We start from the raw sequence: 15198 nt of genomic DNA on the forward strand, positions 1-15198 counted from the left end.
CCGAAGGTGAAGAAGGCTCCAGGCTGCAAGCGCTGGGGATTGGTACGCTTGCAGCCTGAAACTTGCCGTTGCTGTTACCAGCAAATGCCTTCGGTGCGGCCGGTCACGCTGGTGGCCTTGGACATGAAGCCCACCAGGTCGACCACTTGCTTGCCGTGCGGGGCGTTATGCGCCAGGGCACGGAATTTCTCGTCACGGTTGCCGAGGATGATCACGTCGGAGTTGTTGATCACATCGTCGAAGTCCGAGTTGAGCAGGGACGAAACGTGCGGGATCTTGCCCTCGATGTAGTCCTTGTTGGCGCCGTGAACACGCGCATATTCGACGTTGCTGTCGTAGATGCTCAGGTCGTAGCCCTTGCCGATCAGCATTTCCGCAAGTTCCACCAATGGGCTTTCGCGCAGGTCATCGGTGCCGGCCTTGAAGCTCAGGCCCAGCAGCGCGACTTTGCGTTTGTCGTGGCTTTCGACGATGTCGAAGGCGTTCTGCACCTGGGACTCGTTGCTGCGCATCAGCGAGTTGAGCAGCGGCGCTTCCACGTCCAGGGAGCTGGCGCGGTAGGTCAGGGCACGCACGTCTTTTGGCAGGCACGAGCCGCCGAACGCGAAGCCTGGGCGCATGTAGTACTGGGACAGGTTGAGGGTCTTGTCCTGGCAGACCACTTCCATCACTTCGCGGCCATCGACGCCGACAGCCTTGGCGATGTTGCCGATTTCGTTGGCGAAGGTCACCTTGGTGGCGTGCCACACGTTGCAGGTGTACTTGATCATTTCGGCAACGGCGATGTCCTTGCGGATGATCGGTGCGTCGAGTTCTTCGTACAGCGCCTGCAGGACATCGCCGGAGGCTTTGTCGAACTCGCCGATGACGGTCATCGGTGGCAGGTCGTAGTCGGCGATGGCGGTGGATTCACGCAGGAATTCGGGGTTGACCGCGACACCGAAGTCGACGCCGGCTTTCTTGCCGGAGCAGTCTTCGAGGATCGGGATGACCACATTGGCCACAGTGCCCGGCAACACGGTGCTGCGCACCACGATGGTGTGGCGGGTGGTCTTGTCACGCAGGACAAAACCAATCTCGCGGCATACCGATTCGATGTAGTTGAGTTCCAGGTCGCCGTTTTTCTTGCTTGGCGTGCCGACGCAAATCATCGACAAGTCGGTATCGCGGATGGCTTCGGCGAAGTTGGTAGTACCGCGCAGTCGACCGGTCTCGATCCCTTGGCTCAACAGTTCACCCAGACCCGGTTCAACGATTGGCGATTTGCCCGCATTGATCAGGTCAATCTTTTCCTGGGAGATGTCTACGCCGACCACTTCGTGGCCACGGGCAGACAGGCAACCGGCACAGACTGCGCCAACGTAACCCAAACCAAATATGCTGATGCGCATCGCATTTACCTCTTTGTCATTGAAGACGATATTAATCATGCCAATTAGATGGCCGGAGTTCATGTTTGCAAGCGTCACTGTTGCCACGAAAGTTGGGCGAATAGACGCCGACTTACCGTGTACAGGCATGTTAAATAACGAGTGACTAACGATTGCACTCAAGGTGTGCGAAACATGGCCTTGTTATTGGTACTTGCCCTGAAATGCAGCCGGCCTTCCTGGGAGAAGGGCCTGGCGCCAGTGCCGCAGAGCGTTGATAGAGGCGGCAAGCCTTTAAATATCAATGCCTTGGGTTGTCTCACTGACCCATTAGGGGAAGCTGAGCCTTGGCCTTATAGTGGGTGGCAATTCATCCTTGTCGCCGCTCTTAACTAATCGGTTGGTAATATGACCACGCAGTCAAAGTGTATGTGACAACTTTGCTACTTCCATTGGTCGGTCATGTAAGTCATCTCTTACAGCAACAGAGAATTTCGTTACCGGTGGTATGAGCGGTGCTTTGGAATGAAGTTCCTGGCCACTCATCCTGTTTCCGGAAATTTCTTGAAATATTAGAAAAGATGGCACTGGTACTATACTGATAGCACTTGCTATTTGGGCCAGTAGTTATAGGGAGTTGGCGCGCAGGGATAGTTTTGTGCCACTACCTTTTAAAAAAAGTGGTGCCACTACGAAAAAATTTCTGAAATGTCGAGTGAAAGATTCGTTAGGAATGCGTCAGGATGTTTTTTGACGCCAAATAAATGACGATCCTTGGTGTGGAGCGCAGATAAAAATGTGGGAGCTGGCTTGCCTGCGATAGCGGTATTTCAGTCAGAGATAAGTCGACTGATACACCGCTATCGCAGGCAAGCCAGCTCCCACAGTTGATCTATAGCGGCCTCGAGCGTGTGTACGGCCTTATTCCGGTGCGTGATCGCGCAAGAACACCAGGTTATCCGGCTTGGACTGCTCCGCATTGAAGCGATAGCCCTGCACATCAAACTGCTTGAGCTTGGCCGGGTCGTTGATGCGCTCTTCGATCACGAAGCGGCTCATCATGCCCCGCGCTTTCTTGGCGTAGAAGCTGATGATCTTGTACTGGCCGTTCTTCAGGTCCTTGAACTCGGTATTGATGATGCGCGCGTTCAGCGCCGTGCGCTTGACCGCCGAGAAGTACTCGTTGGAGGCCAGGTTGAGCAGCACGTCATCACCTTGCTCGGCGAGTGCCTCGTTGAGCCATTCACTGATACGGGTGCCCCAGAAGGCGTAGAGGTCTTTGCCACGGGCGTTGGGCAGTTTGGTGCCCATCTCCAGGCGGTACGGCATCATCAAGTCGAGAGGACGCAGCAGGCCGTACAGGCCCGAGAGCATGCGCAGGTGGTCTTGGGCATAGCTGAAGTCGGCGTCGCTGAAGGTCTCGGCGTTGAGGCCGGTGTAGACGTCGCCCTTGAAGGCCAGCAAGGCCTGCTTGGCGTTCTGGGGCGTGAACGCCGGTGTCCAGCTGCCGAAGCGCGCGGCGTTGAGGCCGCCGATCTTGTCGGAGACGTGCATCGATTCGCTGATTTGCGCCGGGCTCAGTTCACGCAATTGTTCGATCAGCTCCTGGGAGTGGTCGAGGTATTGCGGCTGGGTGAAGCGCGGGGTTACCGGCTTGGACTCGAAATCGAGGGTTTTGGCGGGGGAAATCACCATCAGCATGAACTTGGCTCCTTTAAACGTGGGGGGATTCTAGGGGGTTGGGGCTTTTGACTCCACCTATGATGGCGATAGGCACGATCCGCTATGATGGGCGGTGACTCTGGAGAGGGAGACCCTAGGTGCGAATTGCGCTTTTATTATCAGCTTGCCTGTTATGCCTGAACGCCAATGCGGCGCCGGTGGAGGTGGCCAGCCTGGACCGCGGCACCTGGCCGGAGAAGCTCAGCAGCCCGGCGCTGTTCGACGTGGCCTCGCGCGCCGAAATCCTGATGTTCGCCCAGAGCCTGCTCGCCAGCGAGAACCAGGACGAAACCGCGCTCAAGCAACGCCTGGGCCTGAAGATCATCAACCTGGCCGCCATCGATGACCTGCGTCGCCAGCTCTGGCAGCGCCTGCTGGAAAACTACACCTTCGCCCAGCAAAGCTGTGAAGAAGACGCCTCGTTCTGCTACCTGGTGGAAAACATGGACGACCTGCGCGAACAGGCCGGCAAGTTCCAGGTCAGCGACAATTCCTTCTATATAGGCTGGGCCGGCCCCAGCCATAATTTCCACGAACGCTACCTCGACGAACTGCTGCGCAAAGCCGCGCTGTTCCCGCAGATCGGCAGTGAAGTGCTGCGTTTCGGCGATCACGAGCGCAATGGCGACGAATTCAACGACCGCCTGTTCCTGCTGACCTTTGACGGCGGCCCGGCACCGGTGAGCGGCAATACCGACTGGCTGACCGATTACCTGCGCAAGCAGAAGATGAACGCCACCTTCTTCGCCCTCGGCAGCAGCCTGCAGACTCGCGTGGAGCGCAGTTCCGCCGCCGATGTGCAGGCGTTGTACCAAGGCCAGTGCGTAGGCACCCAGGGCTGGCAGTATCGTTCCCACAGCCATTGGGTCGACTGGCAAAGCTCGATCACCCGCAGCGCCTCACTGGCGCAGAACCTGATGCCGGAAAACTACGTGCCGCTGTTTCGCCCGCCGTACGGCCAGCGCCGTGCCGACAGCCAGGGCTTCTTCCAGTCCCAAGGTTTACAGGTGGCGTTGTGGGACATCGATTCCCAGGACGAGCCGGGCAAACTCAAGGCCGATGAGTCGGCGCAACGGGTGCTGACATTGATGTTGCTGTGGCGCAAAGGCGTGATTGTGTTTCACGACACCCAGGACAAGGCGCGGGTCGCATTGCCGATGTTGCTGCAGGCAACGGCGCAAAGTGGGCTGGGTTGGCAGGACTGCCGGGAGGCGTTTCGCTGAAAAGGCTGAAGTGCCCGGCCCTGTTGGGGATGAGGCATTTTTGGGGTGGTTTTGTGCGACATTTCGATGCAGGCGGACTTCCGACTTTATCGGGGTGGCTGGCACTCGGCTAGTGCTATTCGTCATCCTGAAAAATAAACTTCAAAAAAGCGTCAAAGTGCTTTTTCCTGTCATGGTTTTTGCGGTATTACGAAGTCAGATCGCCGAAACCTGCAACACAGGTGGCGTCTTCCAAGACTCCTCATGTGGGCACTGCACTTGACGTCACTCAGGTGCAGTCGGTGGTCGAATCGAGGCGCAGCACTGTTGTGGTATTGCGTCGACTGGCTCCCACAAAGGTGACCGAGTATGGATGATCATGGACGTAACCCTTCTTCCGACCAGCCAATCCTTTATGTGCTTGATACCAACGTATTGATCCACGATCCAAACGCACTGCTTAATTTCGAAGAACACCACGTCGCCATCCCGATGATCGTGCTTGAGGAGCTCGACAAACTCAAAAGCGGGCACCACAGCGTTGCCGCCGAATGCCGCCAGGCCATCCGCCTGATCGACAAGACCCTGGGCGAAGCCTCACCCGAGGACGTTGAGGTCGGCGTGCCGATCCAGCGTGGCAAAAGCGGGCCCAAGGGCTTGCTGTCGATTCTGATGAGCAAGCGCAGCGAGCCCAACAGCCTGCTGCCGGAAAACCTCAACGACAACAAAATCATCAACCAATTGATCGACCTGCACGCGCGTGACAAGGACCTGCGCCTGGTGCTGGTGACCAAAGACATCAATATGCGCCTCAAGGCACGAGCGTGTGGGATCGCTGCCGAGGACTACAGCACCGACCAGCTTGTCGACGACGTGTCGATGCTGTCGCGTGGTTATCACACCGTGACCGGCTCCTTCTGGGACCTGGTCAGCAAGGTCGAAACCCGTCAGGACCATGGCCGCACCTGGCATCAGGTGCAGTTGATCGACAACCTGCCGGCCGTGCACATCAATGAATTCATCATCGACGAACAGGGTTTTGTGGGCTGGATCAAAGAGATCCAGGTCGACAAGCTGCTGATCCTCGACCTGCATCAGGAACCCCTGTTGCACCAGGAAGCCTGGGGCCTGAAACCGCGTGACATCTACCAGAGCCTGGCGTTGTACGCGCTGCTCGACCCGGACATTCACCTGGTCAACCTGACCGGCGCCGCGGGCTCGGGGAAAACCATCCTCGCCCTGGCCGCCGCCATCGAGCAGACCATGGTGACCAAGCGTTATCGCCGCATTATCGCCACCCGCAGCGTGCAGGGCCTGGACCAGGAAATCGGCTTCCTGCCCGGCACCGAGGCGGAAAAAATGGAGCCGTGGCTGGGCGCGATCACCGACAACCTCGAAGCCTTGCACATGGATGACGAAAACACCCATGGCAGCGTCGATTACATCCTCAGCAAAGTGCCGTTGCAGTTCAAATCCCTCAACTACATCCGAGGTCGCAGCTTCCAGCAAAGCCTGATTTTGATCGATGAATGCCAGAACCTGACGCCGCACCAGATGAAAACCATCATCACGCGTGCCGGTGCCGGTTCCAAAGTGGTGTGCCTGGGCAACCTGGCACAGATCGACACCCCTTACCTGTCCGCGACCAGCTCCGGGCTGACTTACCTGACTGAACGCTTCAAAGACTTCCCGAACGGCGTGCACATTGCGCTGCAGGGTGTTCCTCGTTCGATTCTGGCCGAGTACGCCGAGTCGCATCTATAACCGCTGGCTCTTTGTGAGCTGGTTTGTGTGGGAGCTGGCTTGCCTGCGATAGCATCACCAAGGTGTGCCTGACACACCGCGGAGCCTGCATCGCGGGCAAGCCCAGCTCCCACACAAGCCAGTGCCCACATTCAGGGTGCGTTGGGTTTACAATCGGGGCTCCTGATCAGGAGTATCCCTGTGCTGACTCATCTCGATTCCCAAGGTCGTGCCCATATGGTCGACGTCACCGACAAAGCGGTGACGTTTCGTGAGGCGGTGGCCGAAGCGCGGGTGCGCATGCTGCCCGAGACCCTGAAAATGATTGTCGACGGCGCCCACCCCAAGGGCGACGTGTTTGCCGTAGCCCGCATTGCCGGGATCCAGGCCGCCAAAAAAACCAGTGATCTGATCCCGCTGTGTCACCCGCTGATGCTCACCGGCGTCAAGGTCGAGCTGAGCGCCGAAGGCGTGGACGCCGTGCGTATCCTGGCGCGCTGCAAACTCAGCGGCCAGACCGGCGTGGAGATGGAAGCACTGACCGCCGCCAGCGTCGCTGCACTGACGATCTACGACATGTGCAAGGCGGTGGACCGTGGCATGACCATCGAAAGCATCCGCCTGCTGGAAAAACTCGGCGGCAAAAGTGGGCATTTCAAGGCGGACCAGGCATGAGCATCAACGTATTGTTTTTTGCCCGCTACGCCGAAGCGGTGGGCTTTGATTCGCTGGAGATGGAGGGCGATTTCGCCACTGTCGATGCTGTGCGTCTTGCGCTGGCCGGTGACCCGGAGTTTGCGGTGCTCAATGAAACCAGCCTGATGTGCGCGCGCAACGAAGAGCTGTGTGGCCTTGATGAGCCGGTGCAGGCCGGTGATGAAGTTGCGTTTTTCCCGCCTGTGACCGGAGGCTGAGCATGGCCATTCGTGTTCAGGCCGAGGCGTTTGACCCAGGCTTCGAAGTCAATGCCATGCACGCGGCGAATGTCGGCGTGGGCGCGGTGGTGAGTTTTGTTGGCTATGTGCGCGACTTCAATGACGGGCGGGATGTGTCGGGGATGTTTCTTGAGCACTACCCTGGCATGACCGAAAAAGCCCTGGCCAAGATAACGGTCGAGGCCGAACAGCGTTGGCCATTGCTCAAGCTGGAAGTGCTGCACCGGATCGGCGCGCTTGAACCGGGCGAGCCGATTGTTTTCGTGGCTGCCGCCAGTGCGCATCGCCAGGCCGCGTTTGATGCCTGTGCGTTTGTGATGGACTACCTGAAGACGCGTGCGCCGTTCTGGAAGAAAGAAAACACGCCGGAAGGCCCGCGCTGGGTGGAAGGGCGGGGCAGTGATCACGCCGCGGCGGATCGCTGGAAATAAACACCTGACTAAAGGTGTATGGAGACCCAAATGTGGGAGCCGGGCTTGTGTGGGAGCTGGCTCCCACATTTTTAACCGCGTTTCAGGCTTGAGGGCGCTTGCGCTCCACAGCCCGCAACAAATGCGTCGGCGGTGTTTCGCAGCTGATCTTGCGGCCCAGCAAGGTCTCAATCGACGGCAGCTGATACGAATCATCCTCGCCCGCAAAGCTGATCGACACGCCCGCAGCCCCGGCACGGCCGGTACGGCCAATACGGTGCACGTAGTCGTCCGGCACTTCCGGCAGGGTGAAGTTGATCACGTGGCTGATGCCGTCAATGTGAATCCCGCGCCCGGCCACGTCGGTGGCCACCAGCACGCGAATCTTGCCTTCGCGGAAACCTTCCAGCGTCTTGATGCGCTTGTGCTGTGGCACGTCGCCGGACAGTTGCGCAGCGTTGACGCCGTCACGCACCAGGCGCTCTTCGATGCGGCGCACTTCGTCCTTGCGGTTGGCAAAGACCATCACGCGTTCCCAGCCGTTGTCGTTGACCAGGTTGTACAGCAGCTTGTACTTGTCGGCACCGGCTACGGCGTAGATGTGCTGTTCGACGTTTTCGCTGGCGACGTTCAGCGCTTCGATCTCGACGATGGACGGGTCGGTGGTCCACTGCTTGGCGAGGTTCATCACGTCTTCGGTGAAGGTCGCGGAGAACAGCAGGGTCTGGCGCTCGTTTTTCGGCGGGGTCTGGCGAATGATCTGGCGCACTTGCGGGATGAAGCCCATGTCGAGCATGCGGTCGGCTTCGTCCAGCACCATCACTTCGACCATGTCCAGGTGCACGTCGCCGCGCTGGTTGAAGTCGAGCAGGCGGCCCGGCGTGGCCACCAGGATGTCGCAGTGACGAGCTTCGAGGTGCTTGAGCTGTTTGTCGAAGTCCATGCCGCCCACGAACGTCATGACGTTGAGGCCGGTGTACTTGGTCAGGTCGGCGGCGTCCTTGGCAATCTGTACCACCAGCTCGCGGGTCGGCGCGATGATCAGTGCGCGCGGCTCACCCATGTAGCGCTCTTTGGGCGGCGGCGTTTGCAGCAACTGGGTGATGATCGAGATCAGGAACGCAGCGGTCTTGCCGGTGCCGGTCTGGGCGCGGCCGATGGCGTCTTTGCCCGCCAGGGTGAAGCCCAGCACTTGCGCCTGGATCGGCGTGCAGTACGGGAAACCCAGGTCCTGGATGGCGTGCATCAGTTCCGGGGCCAGTTTGAAATCGTGGAAGCGGGTTTTGCCTTCCTGGGGCTCGACGACGAAGTCTTCGAGTTTCCATGGCGTCACGGGCGGTTTGGGTGCGCGCTCGCGGCGGGGGGCTTTGGGGGCAGGCGCAGGCGTTGGCGCCACCTCGGCCGGTTTTACCTGTTCAGGCTGTGTCACCGCAGGCGGCTTCGGCGTGGCGACAGGTGCGGTCCGCTCGGGCTGTTTACCGTCGTTGCGGTGGCCGGGCTTGGGGGCAGGAGCACTGGGAACAGGCGCGAGCGGCTCAGCCTCGCTTTTGCCGAACATCTTCTTAAGTGCTTTGAGCACGGTGATCTCATTAATTGATTAAGGAATGTACGCCGGCCAGTGTAATGCAAGAATCGGGCGCGGCGTAGTGCGTCTGTCATACGGCTACATAATGTATGGATTTCAGCCCAGGCGGGCGGCCAACCAGGCGCCTATGTCGTGTATCTCTTGGGGTAACACTTCGTGACCCATTGGGTATTCCTGCCATGTCACGGTGACACCACGGCTCTTCAAATGCTCGTACGCGCTGCGACCCATGGCGTTCTGCACCACGTCATCGTATTGGCCGTGCAGGCACAGGGCCGGAATCCGCTGTTGGCTGGCGGAAATTTCCAGCTCGTCACCGAAGGTCGGCGCATAGGTGGAGAGGGCGATGACGCCACCCAGCGGGCCCTGCCATTTCAGGAACGCGGTGTGGAAGACCACGGCGCCGCCTTGGGAAAAGCCTGCGAGGAAAATCCGCGAAGCGTCTATTCCGGTTCTCTTCTGCTCCTCGATCAAATCCATGACCATTTTGGCCGACGTTTCCAGCTCTTCCAGGCTGATGGAGCGGGCCGGGCTCATGGCCTTGATGTCGTACCAGCTGGGCATCTCGTAGCCGCCATTAATAGTCACCGGACGGGTCGGCGCTTGGGGCAATACAAAGCGCGTGGTCAGCAAAGTTTCCTGCAGCGCTTCGGCCACCGGCAGGAAGTCGTAGCGATCGGCACCCAGGCCATGCAACCAGATTACGCAGGCGTCTGCGGGCTTGGCGGGCTGAAGAATCAAGGGTTCGGTCATGTCTGCTCCATATATGTGCGTGCGCTCCGATTGGGTGCATCGGAACGGTGCGCGACAGGTTCATTTGTTAAGAGAATGTCGCAAGTTTGAAAGTTTTACTGTTGACCATGGGCTGAATCGACTCAGCCACCACTCTGGTACGGGGCTTGCTATGTGTAGATCGATGTCAGAACTATCTTAGGACGGTAACACTATCAGTGACTGCCGCTTGTGGGATAGCAACTGGAATTACCGCAACAACTTCATGCCGCTTGACCCCAAAAAAAGCCAACACGGGTCGATATCGCCTCATAAGGGTGCGCTGAGGTTGGAGCTCCGACACAACAAGAGCAAAACTGGAGGTTTGAATGAAGGTATTGAAATCCACCCTGGCCATCGTAAGCGCGGCCGCTGTACTGGGTGTCAGTGGTTTTGCCCAAGCCGGCGCCACCCTGGACGCTGTGCAGAAGAAAGGCTTCGTACAATGTGGCGTGAGTGACGGCCTGCCGGGTTTCTCGGTGCCGGATGCCAGCGGCAAGATCCTCGGGATCGACGCTGACGTTTGCCGCGCTGTAGCTGCTGCCGTTTTCGGTGACGCAACCAAGGTCAAATTCAGCCAGTTGAACGCCAAGGAGCGTTTCACCGCGCTTCAATCCGGCGAAGTCGACATCCTGTCGCGTAACACCACCATGACCAGCTCTCGCGATGCGGGCATGGGCCTGAAATTCCCGGGCTTCATCACCTACTACGATGGCGTTGGCTTCCTGGTTAACAACAAGCTGGGCGTGAAAAGTGCCAAGGAACTGGACGGTGCAACCATCTGTATCCAGGCCGGTACCACCACTGAGCTGAACGTTTCCGACTACTTCCGCGCCAACAACCTCAAATACACCCCGATCACCTTCGACACCTCCGATGAAAGCGCCAAGTCGCTGGAATCCGGTCGTTGCGACGTGCTGACCTCCGACAAGTCCCAACTCTACGCACAGCGCAGCAAGCTGGCCTCGCCGAAAGACTACGTGGTGCTGCCGGAAACCATTTCCAAAGAACCGCTGGGCCCGGTCGTGCGTAACGGCGACGACGAGTGGCTGGCCATCGTGCGCTGGGTTGGCTACGCCATGCTCAACGCTGAAGAAGCCGGTATCACCTCGAAAAACGTCGAAGCTGAAGCCAAGTCCACCAAGAACCCGGACGTTGCGCGTCTGCTCGGTGCTGACGGCGAATACGGCAAAGACCTGAAAGTGAAGAAAGACTGGGTCGTACAGATCGTCAAGCAGGTCGGTAACTACGGTGAAGTGTTCGAGAAAAACCTCGGCAAAAGCACCCCACTGGAAATCGACCGTGGCTTGAACGCACTGTGGACCAACGGTGGCATTCAATACGCACCACCTGTGCGCTGATCGCTGATGGTTCTATCACCCGGTGGGCCAACCACCGGGTGATGTTCTGTTCCATTATTTCCGGGGCACTTCATGCAAAATCAAATCGGCGCACCAAAGCAGAAGCTCAGCTTCAGCGATCCCAAAGTGCGTGCGTGGCTCTTCCAGATCATCACGATTGTGGCGGTGATCTCGCTGGGCTGGTACCTCTTCAACAATACCCAGACCAACCTGCAACACCGGGGCATTACCTCGGGTTTCGACTTTCTTGAGCGCAGTGCCGGCTTCGGCATCGCGCAGCACCTGATCGACTACACCGAATCGGACAGCTATGCCCGTGTCTTTGTGATCGGTTTGCTCAACACTTTGCTGGTGACCGTGATCGGTGTGGTCCTGGCGACCCTGCTCGGTTTCATCATCGGCGTGGCGCGCCTGTCGCCCAACTGGATGATCAACAAGCTGGCGACGGTGTATGTGGAAGTGTTCCGCAACATTCCGCCGCTGCTGCAGATCCTGTTCTGGTATTTCGCGGTATTCCTGACCATGCCGGGGCCGCGCAACAGCCATAACTTCGGCGACACCTTCTTTGTCAGCAGCCGTGGCCTGAACATGCCGGCAGCGATTGCCGCCGATGGTTTCTGGCCATTCGTGGTCAGCGTCGTGGTTGCCATCGTGGCAATCGTGCTGATGGCGCGCTGGGCCAACAAGCGCTTTGAAGCCACCGGTGTACCGTTCCACAAGTTCTGGGCGGGCCTGGCGCTGTTTATCCTGATCCCGGCGTTGTGCGCCCTGATCTTCGGCGCGCCGCTGCACTGGGAAATGCCTAAGCTGCAAGGTTTCAACTTCGTCGGCGGCTGGGTATTGATCCCCGAACTGCTCGCGTTGACCCTGGCGCTTACCGTCTACACGGCAGCGTTTATTGCCGAGATCGTGCGTTCGGGCATCAAGTCCGTCAGCCACGGCCAGACCGAAGCGGCGCGTTCCCTGGGCCTGCGCCCTGGGCCGACGCTGCGCAAGGTCATCATCCCGCAAGCCTTGCGGGTGATCATTCCGCCGCTGACCAGCCAATACCTGAACCTGGCGAAAAACTCGTCGTTGGCCGCCGGTATCGGTTACCCGGAAATGGTTTCGCTGTTTGCCGGCACGGTGCTCAACCAGACCGGCCAGGCCATCGAGGTTATTGCCATCACCATGAGCGTGTACCTGGCGATCAGCATCAGCATTTCCCTGCTGATGAACTGGTACAACAAGCGCATTGCGCTGATCGAGCGGTGAGGAAACGCACATGACTTCGCATACTTTCAAACCTGATATGCCGCCACCGAACAAAGTCTTCGGGCCGATGGCATGGATGCGCGCCAACCTGTTTTCCAGCTGGCTCAACACCTTGCTGACGCTGTTGGCGTTCTACCTGATCTACCTGGTCGTGCCGCCGATCCTGCACTGGGCCATCCTCGACGCCAACTGGGTCGGGACCACGCGCGCCGATTGCACCAAGGAAGGCGCCTGCTGGGTGTTTATCCAACAGCGCTTCGGGCAGTTCATGTACGGCTACTACCCCGGCGACCTGCGCTGGCGTGTGGACCTGACCGTGTGGCTGGCCATTGTCGGCGTGGCGCCGTTGTTCATCTCGCGTTTCCAGCGCAAGGCGGTCTACGGCCTGAGCTTCCTGGTGCTGTACCCGATCATCGCCTACTGCCTGCTGCATGGCGGCGTCTTCGGCCTGACCAACGTGGCCACCAGCCAGTGGGGCGGCCTGATGCTGACCCTGGTTATCGCCACGGTCGGCATCGCCGGCGCCTTGCCGTTGGGCATTATGCTTGCGTTGGGGCGGCGTTCGAACATGCCGGCAATTCGTGTGGTCTGCGTGACCTTCATCGAGTTCTGGCGCGGCGTGCCGTTGATCACCGTGCTGTTCATGTCGTCGGTGATGCTGCCGTTGTTCCTGCCCGAAGGCATGGGCATCGACAAACTGCTGCGGGCGTTGATCGGCGTGATCCTGTTCCAGTCGGCCTACGTGGCTGAAGTGGTGCGCGGTGGCTTGCAGGCGATTCCCAAAGGTCAGTACGAGGCCGCCGCAGCGATGGGCCTGGGTTACTGGCGCAGCATGGGCCTGGTGATTCTGCCGCAAGCCCTGAAGCTGGTGATTCCGGGCATCGTCAACACGTTTATTGCGCTGTTCAAGGACACCAGCCTGGTGATCATCATCGGCCTGTTCGACCTGCTCAACAGCGTCAAACAAGCTGCCGCCGACCCTAAATGGCTGGGCATGGCCACTGAAGGCTATGTATTCGCCGCCCTGGTGTTCTGGATTTTCTGTTTTGGTATGTCGCGCTATTCCATTCATTTGGAACGCAAGCTCGACACAGGCCACAAGCGTTAGGAGTTGTTGTTATGAGCGAAGCGATCAAACAGCCTGTGAGCCCTGAAGGCATTATCCAGATGCAGGGCGTCAACAAGTGGTACGGCCAGTTCCACGTGTTGAAAGACATCAACCTCAACGTCAAGCAGGGCGAGCGTATCGTGCTGTGCGGCCCGTCGGGTTCGGGCAAGTCCACCACCATCCGCTGCCTCAACCGCCTGGAAGAGCACCAGCAAGGGCGCATCGTGGTCGATGGCGTGGAACTGACCAACGACCTCAAGCAGATCGAAGCGATCCGCCGCGAAGTCGGCATGGTGTTCCAGCACTTCAACCTGTTCCCGCACCTGACCATCCTGCAGAACTGCACGCTGGCACCGATGTGGGTACGCAAGATGCCCAAGCGCAAGGCTGAAGAAATTGCCATGCACTACCTGGAGCGTGTGCGCATTCCGGAGCAGGCCCACAAGTTTCCGGGGCAACTGTCCGGCGGCCAGCAACAGCGTGTGGCGATTGCCCGTGCGCTGTGCATGAAACCGAAAATCATGCTGTTCGACGAGCCGACCTCGGCACTCGACCCGGAAATGGTCAAGGAAGTACTCGACACCATGATCGGCCTGGCCGAAGACGGCATGACCATGTTGTGCGTGACCCACGAAATGGGCTTCGCCCGCACCGTGGCCAACCGCGTGATCTTCATGGACAAGGGCGAGATCGTCGAACAGGCGGCGCCGAATGACTTCTTCGACAACCCGCAGAATGATCGGACCAAGTTGTTCTTGAGCCAGATTCTGCATTGATCGATGCTTGAAACGATAAACCCGGCCTGGTGCCGGGTTTATTTTTGCCTGTCTAAGAGGCTTTGAGGGCTTCTTGTGCTTCGTGATTGATGGTGTGGTTGATGGTGTGAGTGAAGGCGTTGCGCAGGTCTGCACCTTCGGCCAACTCTTTGGCGTCGGTGAGTAAGTGGGGGTAACGATCCAGCAGGCGCATCAATACCATCAACGGTTTGGGTGGTGTTATTTCGCCGCGTTCGTAGCGTGAGAACGCGTTGTGCCCGCCACCGGAAAGTAGTTCTACGGTTTGTTTCTGCGTGAGGTGCAGCTTGCGGCGGATACGCTTCAGTTCGGCGCCCATCATCCGTCGGGCGGCGTGGAGTAGCTCGTCACCTGCTTTAGCGTGGCGCTCGGAGCTGTCAGGGTCATACATGCCGTCCTCGCATACCTGGCATTCCCAGCCCGAGAGATCGTCAATGCGCCGCTCAATACCTTTTATGCACAGGGTTTCGCTGCGACCTTCAAAGCGTGTCATGGCGTCGGGGGCGCCACAGATAAAGCAATGCTGGGTTTTCATGGGTTCATCCCTTTGAAGGAGATCACGGGTGGGTTACTGCCGGAGCAGTAAGTGACCTTGATGTAAATCTCCAGACCATGTGATTGGATGTGGTAGACGTCATGCCAGACGCGGTGATCGGCATAGGTCGTCATCGATTTGTACAACATCCTGTTTTGCAGTTTGAAAACGATCATTTGCATCTGCGCGAGATCAAGGTCGAGAGCCTCTGCGGTTCTCTTTGCCCCCCGTGTAAAAGCCCTGGCGCCAAGCCGCCTTACATCAGCCTTTATCACCGCCAGATCGTAATGAGGTGTGTACTTTTCCATAAGACACCTGTGTTCAATAATTACCCTTATAGGGTAATTTTACCAATCGAAAATTCAGTTCTTTTTGTTGCCCCCAAACCCTAGTGCGTTGCCTTTGTAG

At 58.5% G+C, this 15198-nt stretch carries 15 protein-coding genes; 9 read left to right on the plus strand and 6 right to left on the minus strand.

The window, feature by feature from the left end; genetic code table 11:
• Window positions 1-74: 74 nt before the first annotated feature.
• Window positions 75-1391 carry a nucleotide sugar dehydrogenase gene (locus tag L8I05_RS21725; protein ID WP_159954340.1) on the minus strand — a complete coding sequence of 439 codons (1317 nt, stop codon included), beginning with the start codon at window positions 1389-1391 and terminating at the stop codon, window positions 75-77.
• Between the two features lie 900 nt (window positions 1392-2291).
• Window positions 2292-3071: a peroxide stress protein YaaA gene (gene yaaA, locus L8I05_RS21730; RefSeq protein WP_242171467.1), complete on the minus strand. Its 780-nt coding sequence runs from the start codon at window positions 3069-3071 to the stop codon at window positions 2292-2294.
• Between the two features lie 119 nt (window positions 3072-3190).
• Between yaaA and L8I05_RS21735 the strand changes: the two genes are divergently transcribed.
• From L8I05_RS21735 to moaE, 5 genes are all read left to right on the plus strand, one after another.
• Entirely contained in the window at window positions 3191-4315 is a 1125-nt protein-coding gene (locus L8I05_RS21735) for a polysaccharide deacetylase family protein (RefSeq protein ID WP_242171470.1), read from the plus strand.
• Window positions 4316-4663: 348 nt separating this feature from the next.
• Window positions 4664-6058: a PhoH family protein gene (locus L8I05_RS21740; RefSeq protein ID WP_012722339.1), complete on the plus strand. Its 1395-nt coding sequence runs from the start codon at window positions 4664-4666 to the stop codon at window positions 6056-6058.
• Window positions 6059-6238: 180 nt separating this feature from the next.
• Window positions 6239-6712 (plus strand): cyclic pyranopterin monophosphate synthase MoaC, encoded by a 474-nt coding sequence (gene moaC, locus L8I05_RS21745; protein ID WP_159954343.1) that lies wholly within the window; start codon window positions 6239-6241, stop codon window positions 6710-6712.
• Window positions 6709-6951, plus strand: a complete 243-nt coding sequence (gene moaD / locus L8I05_RS21750) for a molybdopterin converting factor subunit 1 (protein WP_159954344.1) — start codon at window positions 6709-6711, stop codon at window positions 6949-6951. The genes moaC and moaD overlap by 4 nt, the downstream gene beginning before the upstream one ends.
• A gap of 2 nt (window positions 6952-6953) precedes the next feature.
• Entirely contained in the window at window positions 6954-7403 is a 450-nt protein-coding gene (gene moaE / locus L8I05_RS21755) for a molybdopterin synthase catalytic subunit MoaE (protein WP_197624942.1), read from the plus strand.
• 82 nt (window positions 7404-7485) lie between these two features.
• Here the strand turns inward: moaE and rhlB are convergent, their stop codons facing one another.
• Both rhlB and L8I05_RS21765 read right to left on the minus strand, forming a co-directional pair.
• Window positions 7486-8967 (minus strand): ATP-dependent RNA helicase RhlB, encoded by a 1482-nt coding sequence (rhlB, locus tag L8I05_RS21760; RefSeq protein WP_242171534.1) that lies wholly within the window; start codon window positions 8965-8967, stop codon window positions 7486-7488.
• 96 nt (window positions 8968-9063) lie between these two features.
• Entirely contained in the window at window positions 9064-9720 is a 657-nt protein-coding gene (locus L8I05_RS21765; protein ID WP_242171473.1) for an alpha/beta hydrolase, read from the minus strand.
• 347 nt (window positions 9721-10067) lie between these two features.
• Here L8I05_RS21765 and L8I05_RS21770 point away from each other — a divergent pair, with 347 nt between their 5' ends.
• From L8I05_RS21770 to L8I05_RS21785, 4 genes are all read left to right on the plus strand, one after another.
• Entirely contained in the window at window positions 10068-11099 is a 1032-nt protein-coding gene (locus L8I05_RS21770; protein WP_159954347.1) for an amino acid ABC transporter substrate-binding protein, read from the plus strand.
• A gap of 72 nt (window positions 11100-11171) precedes the next feature.
• Window positions 11172-12353: an amino acid ABC transporter permease gene (locus tag L8I05_RS21775; protein ID WP_177016439.1), complete on the plus strand. Its 1182-nt coding sequence runs from the start codon at window positions 11172-11174 to the stop codon at window positions 12351-12353.
• A 10-nt stretch (window positions 12354-12363) separates the two neighbouring features.
• A complete protein-coding gene (locus L8I05_RS21780) occupies window positions 12364-13461 on the plus strand; it encodes an amino acid ABC transporter permease (protein WP_242171475.1) in 1098 nt (365 codons plus the stop codon).
• A gap of 11 nt (window positions 13462-13472) precedes the next feature.
• Window positions 13473-14237: an amino acid ABC transporter ATP-binding protein gene (locus L8I05_RS21785; RefSeq protein ID WP_003171943.1), complete on the plus strand. Its 765-nt coding sequence runs from the start codon at window positions 13473-13475 to the stop codon at window positions 14235-14237.
• A 52-nt stretch (window positions 14238-14289) separates the two neighbouring features.
• Here L8I05_RS21785 and L8I05_RS21790 read toward each other — a convergent pair whose 3' ends face one another.
• Both L8I05_RS21790 and L8I05_RS21795 read right to left on the minus strand, forming a co-directional pair.
• The gene (locus L8I05_RS21790) at window positions 14290-14790 is read right to left on the minus strand and encodes a type II toxin-antitoxin system MqsA family antitoxin (RefSeq protein ID WP_242171476.1); all 501 of its coding nucleotides are present in this window, start codon (window positions 14788-14790) and stop codon (window positions 14290-14292) included.
• Window positions 14787-15098 carry a type II toxin-antitoxin system MqsR family toxin gene (locus L8I05_RS21795; protein WP_177016436.1) on the minus strand — a complete coding sequence of 104 codons (312 nt, stop codon included), beginning with the start codon at window positions 15096-15098 and terminating at the stop codon, window positions 14787-14789. The genes L8I05_RS21790 and L8I05_RS21795 overlap by 4 nt, the downstream gene beginning before the upstream one ends.
• Window positions 15099-15198 lie beyond the last annotated feature (100 nt).

It is taken from the genome of Pseudomonas sp. MONT-RG-20F-20-E-7-02 (assembly GCF_022662395.1).
Taxonomy (GTDB): Bacteria; Pseudomonadota; Gammaproteobacteria; order Pseudomonadales; family Pseudomonadaceae; genus Aquipseudomonas.